Origin of the sequence: uncultured Bacillus sp. (assembly GCF_958411575.1) — a bacterium.
Lineage (GTDB): Bacteria > Bacillota > Bacilli > Bacillales > Bacillaceae > Bacillus > Bacillus spizizenii.
The window spans coordinates 456,089-472,649 of record NZ_CATYRA010000001.1; the positions used below are offsets into that span (position 1 = coordinate 456,089).

18 protein-coding genes and 1 pseudogene are annotated in these 16,561 nt (G+C 43.3%); 6 read left to right on the forward strand and 13 right to left on the reverse strand.

All coding sequences use genetic code 11. From position 1 onward, the window contains the following. Positions 1-23 precede the first annotated feature (23 nt). The gene (gene qoxA, locus Q5C82_RS02245) at positions 24-989 is read right to left on the reverse strand and encodes a cytochrome aa3 quinol oxidase subunit II (protein WP_079996670.1); all 966 of its coding nucleotides are present in this window, start codon (positions 987-989) and stop codon (positions 24-26) included. A gap of 513 nt (positions 990-1,502) precedes the next feature. Here qoxA and Q5C82_RS02250 point away from each other — a divergent pair. Next, the gene (locus Q5C82_RS02250; RefSeq protein WP_003222176.1) at positions 1,503-1,748 is read left to right on the forward strand and encodes a GlsB/YeaQ/YmgE family stress response membrane protein; all 246 of its coding nucleotides are present in this window, start codon (positions 1,503-1,505) and stop codon (positions 1,746-1,748) included. Between the two features lie 69 nt (positions 1,749-1,817). On the opposite strand, the gene galT is transcribed toward Q5C82_RS02250, so the two are convergent. From galT to Q5C82_RS02270, 4 genes are all read right to left on the reverse strand, one after another. Beyond that, positions 1,818-3,359: a UDP-glucose--hexose-1-phosphate uridylyltransferase gene (gene galT, locus Q5C82_RS02255; RefSeq protein ID WP_003222177.1), complete on the reverse strand. Its 1,542-nt coding sequence runs from the start codon at positions 3,357-3,359 to the stop codon at positions 1,818-1,820. 3 nt (positions 3,360-3,362) lie between these two features. Further along, entirely contained in the window at positions 3,363-4,535 is a 1,173-nt protein-coding gene (locus Q5C82_RS02260; RefSeq protein ID WP_003222180.1) for a galactokinase, read from the reverse strand. A gap of 84 nt (positions 4,536-4,619) precedes the next feature. Continuing rightward, positions 4,620-5,003, reverse strand: a complete 384-nt coding sequence (locus Q5C82_RS02265; RefSeq protein WP_032727269.1) for a GtrA family protein — start codon at positions 5,001-5,003, stop codon at positions 4,620-4,622. Positions 5,004-5,020: 17 nt separating this feature from the next. Then, positions 5,021-5,692: a TetR/AcrR family transcriptional regulator gene (locus Q5C82_RS02270; RefSeq protein WP_003222184.1), complete on the reverse strand. Its 672-nt coding sequence runs from the start codon at positions 5,690-5,692 to the stop codon at positions 5,021-5,023. 352 nt (positions 5,693-6,044) lie between these two features. Here Q5C82_RS02270 and slrA point away from each other — a divergent pair, with 352 nt between their 5' ends. From slrA to Q5C82_RS02285, 3 genes are all read left to right on the forward strand, one after another. Beyond that, on the forward strand, positions 6,045-6,203 hold the full coding sequence (gene slrA, locus Q5C82_RS02275; protein WP_003222186.1) for a transcriptional regulator SlrA: 159 nt from the start codon (positions 6,045-6,047) through the stop codon (positions 6,201-6,203). Between the two features lie 439 nt (positions 6,204-6,642). Continuing rightward, positions 6,643-6,951, forward strand: coding sequence for a DUF485 domain-containing protein (locus Q5C82_RS02280; protein ID WP_003222190.1), 309 nt, complete (start codon positions 6,643-6,645; stop codon positions 6,949-6,951). Next, positions 6,948-8,489 (forward strand): cation acetate symporter, encoded by a 1,542-nt coding sequence (locus tag Q5C82_RS02285; protein WP_003222192.1) that lies wholly within the window; start codon positions 6,948-6,950, stop codon positions 8,487-8,489. The genes Q5C82_RS02280 and Q5C82_RS02285 overlap by 4 nt, the downstream gene beginning before the upstream one ends. Positions 8,490-8,521: 32 nt before the next feature. Here the strand turns inward: Q5C82_RS02285 and Q5C82_RS02290 are convergent, their stop codons facing one another. The 6 genes and pseudogenes from Q5C82_RS02290 to Q5C82_RS02315 form a co-directional block, all read right to left on the reverse strand. Continuing rightward, positions 8,522-9,121 carry a DsbA family oxidoreductase gene (locus Q5C82_RS02290; RefSeq protein ID WP_003222194.1) on the reverse strand — a complete coding sequence of 200 codons (600 nt, stop codon included), beginning with the start codon at positions 9,119-9,121 and terminating at the stop codon, positions 8,522-8,524. Between the two features lie 88 nt (positions 9,122-9,209). Continuing rightward, positions 9,210-10,460, reverse strand: a complete 1,251-nt coding sequence (gene efeB, locus Q5C82_RS02295; protein ID WP_003222196.1) for an iron uptake transporter deferrochelatase/peroxidase subunit — start codon at positions 10,458-10,460, stop codon at positions 9,210-9,212. An 18-nt stretch (positions 10,461-10,478) separates the two neighbouring features. Next, positions 10,479-10,730 (reverse strand): annotated as a pseudogene (locus tag Q5C82_RS02300) (iron transporter); the annotation flags it as partial. Positions 10,731-10,972: 242 nt separating this feature from the next. Beyond that, the gene (gene thiE, locus Q5C82_RS02305) at positions 10,973-11,635 is read right to left on the reverse strand and encodes a thiamine phosphate synthase (protein WP_003222200.1); all 663 of its coding nucleotides are present in this window, start codon (positions 11,633-11,635) and stop codon (positions 10,973-10,975) included. Then, the gene (gene thiM, locus Q5C82_RS02310) at positions 11,632-12,450 is read right to left on the reverse strand and encodes a hydroxyethylthiazole kinase (RefSeq protein ID WP_003222202.1); all 819 of its coding nucleotides are present in this window, start codon (positions 12,448-12,450) and stop codon (positions 11,632-11,634) included. Before thiM ends, thiE begins: the two co-directional genes overlap by 4 nt. Before the next feature lie 7 nt (positions 12,451-12,457). Next, positions 12,458-13,363, reverse strand: a complete 906-nt coding sequence (locus Q5C82_RS02315) for a LysR family transcriptional regulator (protein ID WP_003222204.1) — start codon at positions 13,361-13,363, stop codon at positions 12,458-12,460. A gap of 105 nt (positions 13,364-13,468) precedes the next feature. On the opposite strand from Q5C82_RS02315, the gene Q5C82_RS02320 reads away from it, so the two are divergent. Then, the gene (locus Q5C82_RS02320) at positions 13,469-13,855 is read left to right on the forward strand and encodes a CidA/LrgA family holin-like protein (protein ID WP_003222205.1); all 387 of its coding nucleotides are present in this window, start codon (positions 13,469-13,471) and stop codon (positions 13,853-13,855) included. Then, complete coding sequence (locus tag Q5C82_RS02325; protein WP_003222208.1) at positions 13,837-14,514, forward strand: CidB/LrgB family autolysis modulator; 678 nt, start codon at positions 13,837-13,839, stop codon at positions 14,512-14,514. The genes Q5C82_RS02320 and Q5C82_RS02325 overlap by 19 nt, the downstream gene beginning before the upstream one ends. A 54-nt stretch (positions 14,515-14,568) precedes the next feature. On the opposite strand, the gene Q5C82_RS02330 is transcribed toward Q5C82_RS02325, so the two are convergent. Both Q5C82_RS02330 and Q5C82_RS02335 read right to left on the reverse strand, forming a co-directional pair. Beyond that, a complete protein-coding gene (locus tag Q5C82_RS02330; RefSeq protein WP_003222210.1) occupies positions 14,569-15,219 on the reverse strand; it encodes an ATP-binding cassette domain-containing protein in 651 nt (216 codons plus the stop codon). An 11-nt stretch (positions 15,220-15,230) separates the two neighbouring features. Then, positions 15,231-15,914, reverse strand: coding sequence for a hypothetical protein (locus tag Q5C82_RS02335; protein ID WP_003222212.1), 684 nt, complete (start codon positions 15,912-15,914; stop codon positions 15,231-15,233). Between the last annotated feature and the right edge of the window lie 647 nt (positions 15,915-16,561).

The window sequence follows — 16,561 nt, forward strand, 5'->3', positions numbered from 1 at the left end:
GCTTCCTCCTTTCCTGATCAATATCATTCTTCTGTATCATCAGACTTCTTAAATTCATTTTCTTTTACGTTTTCAAATGGATCTGTTTTAGAGTGCGGTGAAACGGCTTGATAGCCAAGGCGTTTACGGGCCTCCATCGCGTATTCTGCGTCTTGTCCGTGATCAACGTATTTTAAGTGCGTAGAAGAGAACGTTAATTCATCCACATTTTCAGGAAGCATCAATTGATCATACTTCTCTTTTGTCAGCTTAGGAGCCTCGTTTTGAGTCTTTTTCACCCAGCTGTTAAAGTCTTTTTCTGTTACTGCATTTACATCAAACTCTTGGTCGGCAAAATGTTCGCCTGTGAAGTTCGCGTTACGGCCTTGATAAGTTCCCACTTCATCAGCCTGTAAGTATTGATCCATCAGCATTCCTGCCATCGCGTATTTTTGTCCTCCAAGCTGAGGAATCCAAAGCGAAGCCATTGAATCTGCAGATGAAATTTTGAACAAGATTGGGCGGTCGACAGGAATGTTTAAGTAGTTGACCGTTTCAATATCCTGTTCAGGGTAGCTGAATACCCATTTCCAGTCTACCGAAGTAGCATGAACAACAAGAGGTTCTTTGTCCTTTGTTGCTTCAGGAGCTTTTTCTAACGAATATATCGTCTGTACGGTTGGCACAGAAAGTGCAATGACGATTAAAATTGGGATCACTGTCCAGACTACTTCTAAGAACGTGTTACCGTGAATTTTTGGGTTATAAGATCCATTATCTTTGCCTTTACGGTCGCGGTATTTTACTAAAATAATGGTAAATAGAACAAAGACAACCCCGACGATAAACAGCATAAATCCGATAGATAACAGGATTAAATCACTTTGCTGTTCAGCCACAGGCCCTTTCGGATCTAGTACTGAAGCATTGCTGCATCCCCCAAGGACGAAAACCACAGTTAACAGCGCTAATACAAGTAATGGTTTTAATGCTCTGAACAAGAAGATCACCATCCTTCCTATTGATGTAATAAATCTGAAGTGCATACTTCCTCAAAATCTTTTCTCTACTTTGTTATGCTATCAAAAAGTTCACTTATTAGCTTTATTTTTTTATAAACTTCATCCCATTTTCGCTTAAATGTCATAAAATCGACAAAAATTGCTCCAACTTTATTCACATCTATCGCTTAAGATGAAAAGTTTCTAGTTATTTCCGCATATAAGTAAAGAAAGATGATGAAGAACTAATTCTGACAAATAAAGGTTTACCACAATAAAAAACTTAGGTCAATCAAAAGTTTCATTTTGTTAAACTTTCTAGAAAGGAATTATTTTTTCCTTGTCTAGCATCTTTTCACACGGCTACCATTTTAACGCAACCAATTTTTTAAGAAAAGGCTTAATAGAGCGGCGATATGCTCTGAACTGTTCCCATTTTTTATGAGAGCATCCAATTGTTTATCTTATACAAAAAAGAGGAATGATATAAGCAAATAAATATAAAATAGGATGTGTTGTATGATGAGTTTTATTATTTCCCTTATCGTCGCTATTATTATCGGATGGCTTGGCAGCCTGTTTGTTAAAGGAGATATGCCTGGCGGAATTATCGGGTCTATGATCGCGGGTCTTATCGGTGCGTGGATCGGACACGGGCTGCTGGGTACATGGGGTCCGAATCTAGCCGGATTTGCTATTATTCCAGCGGTGATCGGCGCAGCCATTGTTGTATTTCTAGTAAGCCTGTTAGCCAGAAAAAGAGGATAAAAGTAACAGTGCCCAAAGCATCAGCGCTTTGGGCATTTGTTTTGCGAAAAAATTGGAAAAGCCTCAACCCTAGCGGTTGAGGCTTTTGACTGGTTTGACGCCTAAATGGTCGATAAATCTTCTGAAGGCCTGTTTTCCTTCCGTTGTCTGTTTAAATACACCGGCGTGTTCAAGAATGCGCGCAAATACATGTCCAAGCTCTTCCTTTATGACTAGATCCACATTCTCTTTTGTTATGGTTCTTTTTTCCATCATCCGAAGAGCCCACTCCTTATGCTTTGCTGTGAGCGGATTTTGTTCTAAAGCTGATTTCGGATCAGCTGAGCATAGCGCCGCTGCCGTTTCTTTCATCTCTTTCTGTAAACGGCCCGGCAATATCGCCAATCCCATGACCTCAATCAGGCCGATATTTTCTTTTTTAATATGGTGAACTTCCTGATGAGGATGAAATATTCCTAATGGATGCTCCTCATCCGTCCGATTGTTTCTCAGCACGATATCGAGTTCATACAAGTCTCCCCTGCGCCGCGCAATCGGCGTGACCGTATTATGGGGCGTATCGCCTGTATAGGCGGCTATGCCGGATTTTTCATCGGAATAGGTTTGCCACGTGCGGAATAGATGATCAGCAGCTTCGGCGACATGATCCGGTTTGTCTCCTTGGAGCCTGAGCACGGACATCGGCCACTTCACTAAGCCCAGCGACACGCCTGGATAATCATTTAATTCATAAACGTCTTCCGCTTCTGCACGCGCCATCGGAAAATCGTGTGCCCCGCCTTGGAAATGATCATGGCTTAGGATGCTGCCGCCGACAATTGGCAGATCTGCGTTTGAACCAATAAAGTAATGCGGATATTGCCCAAGAAATGACAGCAGTCTTTCAAATGTTTTTCTGCTGATTTCCATCGGTTCATGCTCACCCTTTAAGACAATGCAATGCTCCGGATAATAGACGTAGGGCGAAAACTGCAAGTACCATTGTTCGTCTTTAAGGATGACCGGAATGATTCTGTGATTTTGGCGGGCTGGATGGTTCACGCTTCCCTCAAACCCGACATTTTCTTTACACAGCAAACACATCGGGTAATTTGTCTGCACCTGCTCTTTTGCAGCCGCAATCGCTTTCGGGTCCTTTTCGGGCTTTGATAGATTAATAGTCATTTCCAACTCGCCATATTCGGTCGGCACCGTCCAATGAACATTTTTGGCGATCCTGTCAGACCGGATATAATAGACATCCTCTGAATATTGATAGAATTCCTTTGTTGCCTGTTTTGGACCGTATAATGCTTTTGTCTCTTCAAACTTGCGTATGACCTCAGACGGAGCAGGTACGAAACATCCCATCAGCTTTGCGCTGAGCAAGTCACGGTATGTGTCTGTATCCGCTTCCATCCGGCCGGTTTCCGCAGCCCATTTGTAAATAGGAGCAAGCAAGTCCGGCAGGCTTTGTGCCTGCTTGATGCAAGTGTGAGAGACCGGCTCGGGATGTTTGATATCCAACGCTTCATAAAGGCGGTTTCTCGTATATTCCCGATCCCAGATCGAAATGAGTTTTCGTTCCAGTCCATACTCCAGCAGCTGTTCCAGATGTTCAATGATACTCATGTGTCACTCCCCCTTTAGCTCTCTCGCTCCCTCTCCGATATCAGCGACATAAAAATCCGCTTTGAGCCCTGTTTTTTCTTGATATCTGTCTCCGACCTTTTGGATAAAATCATCAACAAACGCATCTTTTACAATGCTGATGGTGCAGCCGCCGAAGCCTGCTCCCGTCATTCTTGAGCCAATCACACCTTCGTGGTCCCACGCCGCAAACACAAGCTCATCAAGTTCAGGGCATGTCACTTCATAATCATCCTTCAGTGAAAGGTGGGATTCCTTCATTAATCGCCCGATTTCATCTATATTATTTTCCTTGAACATATGAGCCGTCTTGATAGCACGGTGATTTTCGTATACGGCGTGCTTTGCCCGGCGTCTGTTCGTTTCATTTTGGATCAAGCTGGAATGCGCGTCGAAATCAGAGGGCTTGATGTCGCCCAGCGAGGCAATATCAAGTGCTTTTTGCAGGTCAAGCAAGGCGTCATGGCACTCTTGGCGTCTCGTATTATAGCTTGAGTCTGCCAATGTCCTTTTTTTGTTCGTGTTCGCGATGACCAGCGCGAGGCCTGAGACATCGAGTTTGCTATATTCATAGTCCAGCGTGTCACAGTTCAGCAGCATCGCATGGTGTTTTTTCCCCATTCCGATTGCAAATTGGTCCATAATCCCGCAATTGACACCGATAAATGTGTTTTCCGCATGCTGAGCCATTTTCACAAGCTCAAGGGGATCCACTTCAGGATGAAAATAGCTTTGGAGCACGACTCCCATCAGCAATTCAATAGAAGCGGAAGACGACAGTCCCGCTCCGTTTGGAATATTCCCTGAAAACACAATGTCAAAGCCATGGGGAACTGAATAGCCCCTTTGCTGAAATTCATAAATGACGCCTTTCGGATAGTTCGCCCAGTCGTCTTCTTTTTGATAGCGGATGTCGTCTAGGCTGCATTCCTTGATCCCTACGTCTTTAAAGTTGTCTGAATACATCCGGACAACCCCGTCGTTTCTTTCTGCAACAGCAGCATATGTACCCATTGTCAGCGCGCACGGAAACACATGCCCGCCGTTATAATCTGTATGTTCTCCAATCAGATTCACTCTTCCAGGTGCGAAAAAAAACCGTAACCCCTCTTTTTCTCCGAATACACTTGCAAATATCCCCTTTAGCTCTTCCCGCATGTGCAATCACCTTTCATTGTTTTATTTTTTTATTTCCCCTTATGTCTTCAGTGAAAACTGTAGATCATAGGCTGCTGTCCCCTGTCATACCCCTTCTTCTTTTGTCTTTTTAAAGACGAGCCATTTGCTTGCGGCATAGTTAACGACAACAATCACCGCGTTGTCAAGTATTTTGGCCAGGGTTTCATTTGTATTGAACTGGCCGACAAGAATGATCATCATGCCTAAATCTATGCCGAGAGACAGGACCCGAACGCTGAAAAAGGCAGTGATCTCTTTTATCAGGCTCTGCAAGTCATGTGTTTTTTGCTGAAATACATATAATTTATTTGTTATGTAAGCAAACAGCACGGACAAAATCCAAGCGGCGACAGTAGCGGCTTTGTAATCCATATTCATGATCTCTACCAATATATAAAAGCTGGCGATGTTCACAATGGTTGTGAAAACCCCCATAATGATGTACATAATCATTTCTCTATACTTCACAGATGTTCCTCGCTTTCTGAAAAACTTTTCAAAATTCTTGGGCTCACGTGCTCTCTATCCAGAGTAAAAAAAACAGAGAGAGCGTCTAAAAAACTGCGGAATGTGGCAGGCTGGCCGAATACATACGATTGTTTGATGACCCCGTCGAGCACTGCACATATTATTTTAGCCGTATATTCCGGATCAATACAGGCGTCAATCAGCTTTCTCTCCTTCAGCCACTTAATATATAACGCATTTTCTTCCACCCACAATTCGTACAGCCGGACATAGGCCTTGCATTTCTGAAGGACTTTGTATGTCGGCATATTCATGGCAAATGAGGTAATCTCCCACGACGGCTTATTTATGTAATAGGAATAAAGCAGCTCTGCGGCATGTTTTGCAGCCTCGTCCAATGTCAGCGGTTTCACTGAGACCTGCTCCATTTGATCGAGATACCCTATGATGATCTCTTTTTTCATCTGGCGTTTTTCGAGGAGATGCTGCAGAAAATCCTCCTTGCTGACAAAATGAACATAAAATGCTCCTTTGCTGTACCCGGCTGCTCTGCTGATATCCTCTACAGAAACCGGATCATACGCTCGGTCAATCAACAAATTCAAGCCAGCGTCTATAAAACTTTCAAATGTTGCTTCTCTTTTAATTTGAAATTTGTTTTTTTTCATATTTTTCTCCAGGCGGTATGATTACCCTTATCTTACAACGGATCAATCTTTAGCGGTATTTATTTCTTTGAAAGCTTGTGCTATTCGGTTCCCCCGGGGTCATTTTTAATAGGCTGAATGATTTATTTTCATTTACATACTATCCAGTCAGTATTTAATTGTTTATTATTATAAATAAGATTCATTGGTTATATTAGTCATTTTTTTAGGGAATAGGTAGGTGGTTTTTCCTTCAGTTTGTGAACACCGAGCAACTATGTGTGAAATTTGTTGTACTCGCCTCATCATCGCGCCGGCTCATCCTTATTGCCCGCATGTTGCAGGAAAACATTTTATACAATTGGAGGTTACTATGAAAACTCATGTTAAAAAAGATTTGGACAAAGATTGGCATATGTTAATGCAAGAAGCTAGATCCATTGGGTTAGGCATTCGTGATGTGAGGCAGTTTTTAGAATCTGAGACAGCATTGAGAAAGAATAATCACAAACAAACCGTCCGCCAAGACTAATCCGAACAGGCGGATCTATTACCTCTGGCTTTTCTATCATCTGATCTGAGTTTTCACCATATCCTCTATTCGAAAGCGATTGCTGCGCCGAGCTTGAGGACAAACGGTGTGTCAGCTAACATAAGACAGACAGCCGGTGATGCGATCACCTCTTGGCACATGCATTGTCATAAAGAGGTGATGCGAACATCTATTAACCGGGCTCTGGTAAACAGCAGCTTTGCTGAGAACAAGCTGCATTCGGTGAGGTTTTGAAAGCAAACTCGCGTAACGCGGCCGAGCTGGAAAACCTTCGCCTGTCTTATACCACTATGTTCACCTTTTCACGACCTCCTTCTTTTTTCACCCTCCAGATGTTATTCAGCATAAATCAGACTTTCAGTACATACCTATTGGTGTACCTTTTTGCTTACGTTCAGCGAATAAAAGGAGGAAAGCCATGTACAAAGCTGATTACAAACAGATTGCTGCAACGCCGTCTTTTCAAGCTTTCTTAAAGCAGAAACGCGCTTTTATAGTTCCTTCTGCGATTTTCTTTTTTGTCTTTTATTTTTCACTTCCTGTTTTGACGTCTTATTTCACCTTTTTGAATGCGCCGGCCATTGGAGCTGTTTCATGGGCTTGGCTGTTTGCCATCGCCCAATTCGCCATGACCTGGATCCTGAGTACGGTGTATTCCCGAAGGGCGGCTCATTTCGATCGTTATGTAAGCGCTTTAAAGGAAGATCTGAAGGGTGAACAGACATGAATATGACTGCTTTTCTATTATTTTTAGCGATTGTCGGCCTGACGCTTATTATCACGTATTTTGCCGCGAAGAAGACGAAAACGACGAGTGAGTTTTATACGGCGGGCGGCGGGCTCACCGGTGTTCAGAATGGACTGGCAATTGCCGGCGACTACATGTCCGCGGCCTCGTTTCTCGGGATTGCCGGAATGATTGCTTTATATGGATTTGATGGATTCTTTTACAGCATCGGGTTTCTGGTGGCTTATCTCGTTGTCTTGTACATCGTGGCAGAACCGCTTCGGAATCTTGGGAAGTACACGATGGCAGACATGATTGCGGCTCGATTTAAAGAAAAGAAAATCCGCGGCGTCGCGGCTCTCAATACCATTGCCATCTCTACTTTTTATATGATCGCCCAGCTCGTGGGAGCGGGCGCGCTGATCAAACTGCTGCTTGGGCTGGATTATACCGTGGCCGTCCTTATTGTCGGAGTGCTGATGACCATTTATGTCGTGTTTGGCGGCATGATCGCGACAAGCTGGGTTCAAATTATTAAAGCCGTTTTGCTGATGGCCGGAACACTCGTCATTTCAATCATCGTGTTTTCGAAATTCGGCTTTAACCTTAATACCATGTTTGAGCAGATGAAAACAGCAACTCCGCTTGGCGCTGATTTCTTAAACCCCGGAAATAAATACAAGGTGCCGCTTGAGACCTTGTCGTTAAACTTGGCCCTCGTGCTGGGAACTGCCGGGCTTCCGCATATTTTGATCCGGTTTTATACCGTTAAGGATGCCAAGACAGCCCGGACATCCGTTGTGTCAGCGACATGGATTATCGGTGTGTTTTATATTATGACAGTGTTTCTCGGCTTTGGCGCCGCTGCGTTTGTCGGTTTTGAGGCGATTACGGCGGCTGATCAAGCGGGAAATATGGCGGCTCCGCTTTTAGCGAAAGCACTCGGGGGAGATTTCCTGTTCGCGTTTGTATCAGCCATCGCCTTTGCTACCATTTTAGCAGTGGTGACAGGCTTGGTGCTGTCTGCCGCTTCAGCATTTGCCCATGATATTTACAGCCAGATTATCAGAAAAGGAGAAGCAACTGAGAAAGAACAAATGAAAGCGGCCAGATGGGCATCTGTCGCCGTGTCAGTTCTCTCGATTCTCCTCGCAATTTTTGCACAGTCCTTAAATGTGGCGTTCCTTGTCGCACTTGCGTTTGCGGTGGCGGCCAGCGCAAACCTCCCGCTGATTGTGTTTACGGTCTTCTGGAAGAGATTCAATGCTACAGGCGCTTTGTGGGGCAGCCTGACAGGCCTGATCAGCGCGCTTGTGCTTGTATCGATGAGCCCTAGTGTGTGGGACCCGTCCGGAGGAGCTATATTTACCGGCAATCCGTTCATCCCGCTTTCTAATCCGGGCATCATTTCCATCCCGCTCGGCTTCCTCGGTGCATGGCTCGGAACGGTGCTTTCGTCAAATAAAACAGTTGATGAAGAGACGTTTGCGGAAATACAGGTGAAGGCACATACTGGCATTCATATGGAACAGGAGTAAAAAAGCTCTCTTTATAGAGAGCTTTTTCCTTCCTATTTCTGCTGTTCGTCAGAAATTGCTTTTTCAAATACGTCCTTGCCGGCAGCACCCGGTATCACAGTGTCGCCAATGATAAAGGTAGGAACGGCAGTGATATCCGCCTCTTCGTAGGCGTGCTTCAAGGCTTGCCGCTGCACGTCCTGATATGTCCTTGTTTCAAGTGCGGATTTGAATGAGGCTCTGTCTAATCCCACTTCCTCGGCAAGCTTCGTCAAGATGTCAATGTCGCCGATATTTTGGCCCTCTTGGAAAAATGCCTGAAAGATACGGGTGTTGTATTCATGTCCTTTATTGTATTCCTTTGCAAAGTGGAAGCCTTCAAACGCCAGATCTGTATATGGATGAGGCGAAACGTTTGGAAAATTGATCTCGACTCCTAATTTGTCCGCCATTGGCTGAATCGCTGTCTGCCACATGTACTGTTTGGAAGGATCATTGACCGGGTCAAGCTGTGGAGATGGGCTTGGGCGCAGTTCAAACGGCATCCACTCGACTTCAACATCCTTTTCTTTTATCGCTTCTTCAAAAGCGGCTTTTCCAATGAAACAAAATGGGCAGACGTAATCTGAATAAACCTTGATGTGTACTGTCATGATAATCTCCTTTCGTATAAGTTGATTTTAAACTGTAACAATTAAAGTTACAAATGTTTTTTTAAAAAGAAGCCGATAAAGGCTTCTTCTATGATTCCAGCAAACGCTGGGCAATATATTCTCCTTTTTTGCAGCCGCCTGGGCATGCATATAAAGCAGAACCGATTGTTTGCGTATATTCGTTTAATGCATCCTTGGCCGAAAGGGCCTTAAGCATGGGGATGAACTGATTGTCGGGATTTTTTTGAAAGCTGATAAACAGGAGACCCGCATCCATATAGCCGGTTTTCGGATCAAGTCCTTCTGTGTAAGAGAAAGCTCTTCGCAAAATTTGTTTTCCCGTAGATTTCGCAAGGCTGACGTGTGAATTTGACGGGATTTGATTCAGCTTCACGGGGTCTGTTTCCTTTTTCTGGCCGAAAGGCGCCCCCGAGCTTTTTCTGCGGCCGAAGGTATCCTCTTGGTCCTTGAGGGAAGAACGGTCCCATATCTCAAGGAACATTTTGATTTTCCGAAAAGCCATATAGGTGCCGCCCGTCATCCAGTCAGGCTCACCGGACTGAATCCACACGATCGAGTTCATCAAGGTGTCATCCTCCGTGCTCTGGTTGCCTGTTCCATCTTTAAACCCGAAGAGGTTGCGCGGCGTTTCTCCATTTTTTCCTCCGCTTAAAAACCCTTTGTTCACAAAGCGGACCTCACAGGTGCCGATCGCTTGATTCAGCAGATTTCTCAGCGCGTGAAACGCCACTTGTTCATCGTCTGCGCATACTTGAATGCAGATGTCTCCGCCTCCCTGTTTTTCATCCAGGTTGTCATTTGGCATTGCTGGAAGAGCGGCAAGGTGCTTCGGTTTTTTGTTTTTCAGCCCGAAACGGTCCTTTCCGTCTTTTTCAAAAAAGTCAGACCCGAATCCGAATGTAACCGTTAAGTTGGAAGGGGATAAATCAGCAGATTCACCTGTATCCTGCGGCGGCAAATATTGATTTTTCTGTTCAGCCGGCATTTTCTTTCCAGACGTCAGCATCTGTGTCAGAACTGTCCAGTTTCTGAATAATGTAATGATGTCGCTTTTCTCTTTTGCAGTTACATCCAGCGCGGCAAAATAGACATACGTTTGATGGGCAGTTGTAATTCCGGCCTGATGCTTTCCGTAAAACGGAACGACCTGCTCATCCTCTTTTTCATCCTTATTTGATGACTTAGCCGCAGTCTGAACAAGCGGAGCGAGGCCGCCGAGTCCGCTGGCACCGATCGCAACGGCCGCACCTGCCACCGCTCCCCATTTTAGGATGTCCCGTCTATGAATTTGTTCTGGCTTTTTCTGTTCATCGCTCATGCTGTTACAAAACTCCTTTTATAGCACATTCGCAATCTTCGACATGGTTTCAGAAAGAGTCGTCAGCTTTGTGCTCAGCTCTCTGATTTGATCTTCACTTAATTTATCATAAGACGTATAGGACTGATCATTTGTTTTGTATTTTGCCATTAAAACTTCAAAATCGCTGAACTCCGTATCCAGTTTTTCCGTCAGGTCAGGGTGATCTTTAACAAGCGCGCTTTTTACTGTGTGATAAACAGCTTCGGAGCCTTCCACATTCGCCATGAGGGAAGCAATCGGATCATTAGCCGCATGCATAGCGGAACCGGAAACCATCAACAAGCTGAATAAAATAAGCGCCAGCCCCCGAGTCATCACGGTTCTCCTATAATTGAAAATGATTATCATTTCATACCATAATCATAGTCAGCCCCTGGTATTAGTAAATTAAAATTTAAAGGTCTGAAAACCTGATATAAAGCAAAAAGGCTGTCCTTTATAGAACAGCCTTTTGAAGGAATGAAGAATGTTTATCTTCTTGGCGTTTGAACTTCTTCATGAAACTTTCGCGCGGCACCCTCTGGATCCTCCGCCTGACTAATGGCGCTGATCATACTGACACCGTCGGCCCCCGCTTGGATAACAGGTGCGGCATTTTCGATTGTGATGCCGCCGATGCCTACAATTGGAATGTCGATGCCTTGGCGGCGGACCGCTTCGATGAGAGATACACCTTGTACAGCCCTCGTATCCTTTTTTGTTTCTGTCGGGTAGATTGGCCCGAGTCCGACATAATCCGCGCCATCTTCTTCGGCTTGCTTTACCTCAGACATTGTATGGGTGGAAACGCCAAGAATCATATCACCTATAGCGTCTCTTACTTCTTTTGCGTTGGCGTCTTCCTGGCCGATATGGATACCGTCAGCCTTCAGTTTCAGAGCCAACTCCACATCATCATTGACAATGAAAGGAATACCGGCTTCACGGCAGGCTTCTTGCACTTTTTTAGCAAATTCAATCCGCGCCTCTCCTGTCAACGCATCCCCGCCCTTTTCACGAAACTGGTACAGAGTGGCGCCGCCTTTTAACGCTTTTTGTACAACTGTGACAGGGTCGGCTTTCGTATTGTTTGACCCCATAATGAAGTAAACAGATAATAACTCTTTCATCATTTCCCGAGAAATACGTGTCATGAGACAGTCACCCTTTCTATTGTCGCCAGTTCTTGGACGTCTTGTTCAGTAACAGATGAAAGCTTGTTCAGCAATTCAATCTGAAAGCTTCCCGGACCTTTGTCAGCTGTCTGCTGTGCGGCAAGCTGAGCTGCGACCCCATACGAAGAAATGGCAGCGATAGCAGCAAACAATGGATTTTCTTCTATGGCGCAAAACGCACCGACAACAGACGTCAGCAGGCATCCGGCGCCTGTCACTTTCGTCAGCAGCTTGTGGCCGTTATGAAGGGTATATACGTTTGACGTGTCGGCAATCACATCCACTTCGCCGGTAATTACAATGACTGTGTTTAGCTTTTGTGCCGCCTGCTGGACCAGCCGGATGATGTCTCCTCCGTCTTCTCCCGCATCAACACCTTTGATCAGCCAATCGGTCACACCGACGGTATGGGCAATTTCCGCAGCATTTCCTCTGATCGCAGAGAGGCGCACCTCACGAATAATGTCACGCGCCGATTGAGTACGGAACGGTGTTGCTCCGGCGCCGACAGGATCAAGAATGACAGGAACACCATGTTCATTGGCTGACTTCCCCGCAATGATCATCGCTTCAACTGTTTCCTTGCTCAGCGTTCCGATATTTAAAACAAGTGCACCCGCAATCTTCGCCATGTCGGCAACCTCTTCTTTCGCGTACGCCATAACAGGTGATGCGCCGAGGGCAAGCAAGCCGTTTGCTGTAAAATTCGTTACGACGTTATTGGTTATGCTGTGCACCAGAGGGCTATGTTGGCGGACAGCAGTGAGACGTTTTGCTGCTGATTGTGCATCCATGTTTGCATCATCCTTTACTCTCTTTTTTTGGGTCCCATAAATACGATTTCGTATGTTCGAGCCAGGCTCTGGCCGCAAAGGACAAGTAGCGGTCCTTTCTCCAAATAATGGCGAGGTGCCAAGGGATGACCGGATCGACAAGCGGAATGACTTTCACTTTTTCCGGGTCAAGTCCCCGGCAGATTCGTTCCGGCAAAAGCCCGATTCCAAGGTTGGCGGATACCATCTCACTGATAAAATCCCATTGTGAGGTTTCATAAATGATATGAGGCCGGAATCCAGCTTTGATACATTCCGTCATAATTCGATTGTGCAGGACAAAATCCTCCCTGAAGAAAATAAAAGGCTCGTCCTTCAACTCACGCAGCCTGCACTCTTTTTCGTCTGCCAGCCGGTGGGAAGGATGAACGACAAGCATTAAGGTTTCTTTCACGATTGTAAACGAATGAAAGATGTCTTCGTTTGCAGGAAGAACGACAACGCCGATATCAAGTGAACCGTCCCCAACACCTTCTTGGACTTTTATAGAACCGTCTTCGACTAGCTGAAAGGTGATGTTCGGATAGTTTTCACGGAAATCGCCGAGCACTCTCGGGAAAAACCCCGATCCGATCATCGGCGGCAGTCCAATCCGTACGTGCCCTTTCTTGACCTCCATAATATCATTTAATTCTGACGTCAGGTTTTGAAATGATTTAATAATTTCTTGCGCCTGCACATACATGCTCTGGCCGGCGTCAGTCAGATCCACCTGCCTGCCGTTTCGGTAAAACAGTTCAATCCCGAGTTCTTCTTCTAAATTTTTGATCATTTTTGATATCGTCGGCTGAGAAACATAAAGGGATTGGGAAGCCTTCGTAAAGCTTTTTAAACGGGCGACTTCCAAGAAATATGTTAAATGGCGGATATCCATGTGTTTCACCCTCTCTATAGACAAAAGGAATACTTATTATTCTTTATATATATTTTACCTATAGAGAGACCTTATGTACAATATGAATATAAGGGAGGCATCAATATGAAAAAACTGTTGCTAACCGTTATTCAAATCGCTCTGTTATTTATATTTGCTCGGCTGATTAATTGGGTGACAGCCCTTCTTCATATAAATATTCCCGGCAGTATAATTGGGATTGTGATACTCTTCACATTATTACACTTTAAAATCATCAAGCTTGAATGGATAGAGCTTGGCGCGGCGTGGCTTCTCGGGGAGCTGCTTTTATTTTTTATCCCGTCTGCCGTCGGAGTGATTGAATACGGAGACATTATGTCGAAATTTGGTGTCAGCATTCTGCTTGTTGTCATCATCAGCACATTTGTCGTGATGGTGTCTACAGGAACGCTTACACAAATCATTGCAAAAAGAAAGGAGAAAAAACATACGTGTTCATCGGAATTGTAAGTTTGTTTTTAACAGTTTTGGTGTATATAGGAGCAAAAAAGGTATATCAACGCTTTCCGCGTGTCTATACGTCGCCGCTATTGGTGACGCCCGCTGTGTTAGTCGGTCTGCTGCTGCTGGTGAATGTCCCGTACGAGTCATATAATCTCGGCGGCGGATTGCTGACCGATATGCTTCAGCCGGCCACCGTGGCATTCGCGATCCCGCTTTATAAATATTTCCCTGTTTTAAAGAAATACGCAGTGGAAATTATTTTGAATGTGGCCGTCGGTTCATGTATCGCGATTATTTCAACCGCTCTTATTGCGAAATGGCTTAACCTCGGCACCGGCTTAATTGACAGCCTCGTCCCGAGATCAGTCACAACGCCGATCGCCATGAACGTATCTGAAATGATCGGCGGAATGCCTGCAGTTACAGCCGTGTTTGTGATTCTGACCGCTTTGTTAGGCACAGTGATCGGCCCGATGGTCATCCGCTATTTCCGCATTGATAATGAAATTGCGCGGGGCGTGCTGCTCGGCACAAGCGCACACGGAGCGGGAACGTCAAAGGCATTTGAACTCAGCTCTGTGTCCGGTACGATTTCCAGCGTGTCAATGATCTTAGCTGCGATTATGACGCTTTGCGCAGCGCCGTTTTTACTTTCATTTATGTAAGAAAAAACACCATTTCTTAGTTAATAAGAAATGGTGTTTTTATATTTTTTATAATTAATCAACATTACTAGGAGCAGTTACGCGTCCCTCTTTTACTTCATATATTTCATCACTAATTAACTCTAGAAAATATTTATCGTGACTTGAAATAAGAATTAACTTGTTTCTTTTTTTATATTCATTCAAAAATGTCTTAATTCGTTCAATCGTTGCTTCATCCAGTGCATTTGTTGGTTCATCAAGAATCAGGAGATCCGGACTTTCCATTATAGCTTGGCCTATAGCTAATCGTTGTTTCATTCCCAATGAAAACTTCTTATATTTTCTTGAGTCATTCTTGTCCAAACCAACAACTTCTAAGGCATGGTCTATATCTGCATCTGTAGCCTTCTTTTTTATAGATGCAAGTACTTTTAAATTTTGTTTACCAGTTAAATGAGGAACAAATTCTGGATTTTCAATAACAATTCCCATGCTCTCCGGAAACGAAATATCCTTATGTAAAATTTCCCCATTCACAGTTATAACACCATTGTCCGGCACTAGGAGTCCAGAAATAACTCTGAATAGCATTGATTTTCCTGAACCGTTAGAACCTCTAAATCCATATATTTTTCCTGATGCTAAACGTAGTGAAACATTGTTTACTACCTTGTTGGAATTCAACGTTTTTGTTACATTCTCTAAACTTAATGAAAAAGACATATTGTTCTCCTTTAGAAAAAGTTTTGGCGACCAATTCTCCTTATCGCTAAAAATACCCAAACTATGATTGTAAAAAAAAAGAAAAGCAAATAACTATGCTGAACATATTGCCCAAACGCGTAACTGACAAAAGAGTATTTACCTGGAAAAGGAATGTTTACCCAAACTGGCAGTATCAACAAGCCGTAAACTATAATGAAGGACAGTATAGGTTTTACCCTTAAGGTCAATACAGACTGACATATACCACAAATTACAAATGTTAAGAACACTGTAAAAAAGGTGCAGATTGTAGCATTGTTATAGTTAAAACTTCCGTGTTTTAAAAAAACCGCTATATGCACTAATAAAATCAGTAACAGACAATAAATAAAACATAATAATATAGTGTAAAGCAATTTACCGAATAACCAACGTTCTCTTGATGTAAATCTAGTAAGGGTGAGAGAAACCATGTTGCTTCGTTGATAATATAAATAATTGCCGTTTAATAACAAATAAAAGCCGCAAATAAAGAAATAAGGGAAAGGTAAAGAAAAAACTCTATTTCCCATTATTGACTCCCAAACTAAATTAATATTAATCATTTGAAGGCTGCTGACAATCAGAAACAGCAAAAAAATATTAACAACAAGCCAAAAAATCCATGGCCATTTATTTTGTCTCCAAACATTTTTCATGTCATATAAATACATTCTTTGTTATCTCCTCAATGTTTGAAAAGATTTTGTTAATTTCAAGCAAATTAAGGTCAGAAAAACAATCACAATTAAAAGATACAACCTATCATAAAACAACGTATAAAGTGAATAATCAAAGGTTGAAGCTATTGCTTGAATGAATAAAATAGAAAAAGAGTCGTATATATCATTAAATAAAATCAAAAGTACAACAGCTGAACCAATTAAAGTTCCATAAGTAGGCGAGATCAATTCAAACATTAAAATAATCAGTTGCACAATAAATAAAATCATTAACCATCCTACTAACAAAAATATGATTTGCATGATTTCATTTTTATTAACCATCTGGAGGCTATTCATAAACATATTAGGTTTTAAAATCAATGCAGTAAGGATCGTTGTTATTATTGACAATACTAAAAATACAGTAGCTCTTAACAGAACAAGCAATAATAGAAATCGAAAAAAAATCTTTCTGTTATTGAAGCGCGAAACAACGTAATTCGAAAAATGCCAGCTATTCATATTTAATAAAAAAATGCACACTGTTATAAAACTTGTAGGTGAGCCTAATATATTAGAAAGCACTCTAATTATGCTAATATTTGTTACTTCGTTAATTGTATTATTATAAAACACGCTCATATTCAACAACATTA

Bases quoted from the DNA above. Each gene is read 5' to 3' on its own strand.
- Q5C82_RS02250 (WP_003222176.1), top strand. From the start codon at position 1,503: ATGAGTTTTATTATTTCCCTTATCGTCGCTATTATTATCGGATGGCTT.
- galT (WP_003222177.1), bottom strand. From the start codon at position 3,359: ATGAGTATCATTGAACATCTGGAACAGCTGCTGGAGTATGGACTGGAA.
- Q5C82_RS02260 (WP_003222180.1), bottom strand. From the start codon at position 4,535: ATGCGGGAAGAGCTAAAGGGGATATTTGCAAGTGTATTCGGAGAAAAA.
- Q5C82_RS02265 (WP_032727269.1), bottom strand. From the start codon at position 5,003: ATGTACATCATTATGGGGGTTTTCACAACCATTGTGAACATCGCCAGC.
- Q5C82_RS02270 (WP_003222184.1), bottom strand. From the start codon at position 5,692: ATGAAAAAAAACAAATTTCAAATTAAAAGAGAAGCAACATTTGAAAGT.
- slrA (WP_003222186.1), top strand. From the start codon at position 6,045: ATGAAAACTCATGTTAAAAAAGATTTGGACAAAGATTGGCATATGTTA.
- Q5C82_RS02280 (WP_003222190.1), top strand. From the start codon at position 6,643: ATGTACAAAGCTGATTACAAACAGATTGCTGCAACGCCGTCTTTTCAA.
- Q5C82_RS02285 (WP_003222192.1), top strand. From the start codon at position 6,948: ATGAATATGACTGCTTTTCTATTATTTTTAGCGATTGTCGGCCTGACG.
- Q5C82_RS02290 (WP_003222194.1), bottom strand. From the start codon at position 9,121: ATGACAGTACACATCAAGGTTTATTCAGATTACGTCTGCCCATTTTGT.
- efeB (WP_003222196.1), bottom strand. From the start codon at position 10,460: ATGAGCGATGAACAGAAAAAGCCAGAACAAATTCATAGACGGGACATC.
- thiE (WP_003222200.1), bottom strand. From the start codon at position 11,635: ATGACACGTATTTCTCGGGAAATGATGAAAGAGTTATTATCTGTTTAC.
- thiM (WP_003222202.1), bottom strand. From the start codon at position 12,450: ATGGATGCACAATCAGCAGCAAAACGTCTCACTGCTGTCCGCCAACAT.
- Q5C82_RS02315 (WP_003222204.1), bottom strand. From the start codon at position 13,363: ATGGATATCCGCCATTTAACATATTTCTTGGAAGTCGCCCGTTTAAAA.
- Q5C82_RS02320 (WP_003222205.1), top strand. From the start codon at position 13,469: ATGAAAAAACTGTTGCTAACCGTTATTCAAATCGCTCTGTTATTTATA.
- Q5C82_RS02330 (WP_003222210.1), bottom strand. From the start codon at position 15,219: ATGTCTTTTTCATTAAGTTTAGAGAATGTAACAAAAACGTTGAATTCC.
- Q5C82_RS02335 (WP_003222212.1), bottom strand. From the start codon at position 15,914: ATGTATTTATATGACATGAAAAATGTTTGGAGACAAAATAAATGGCCA.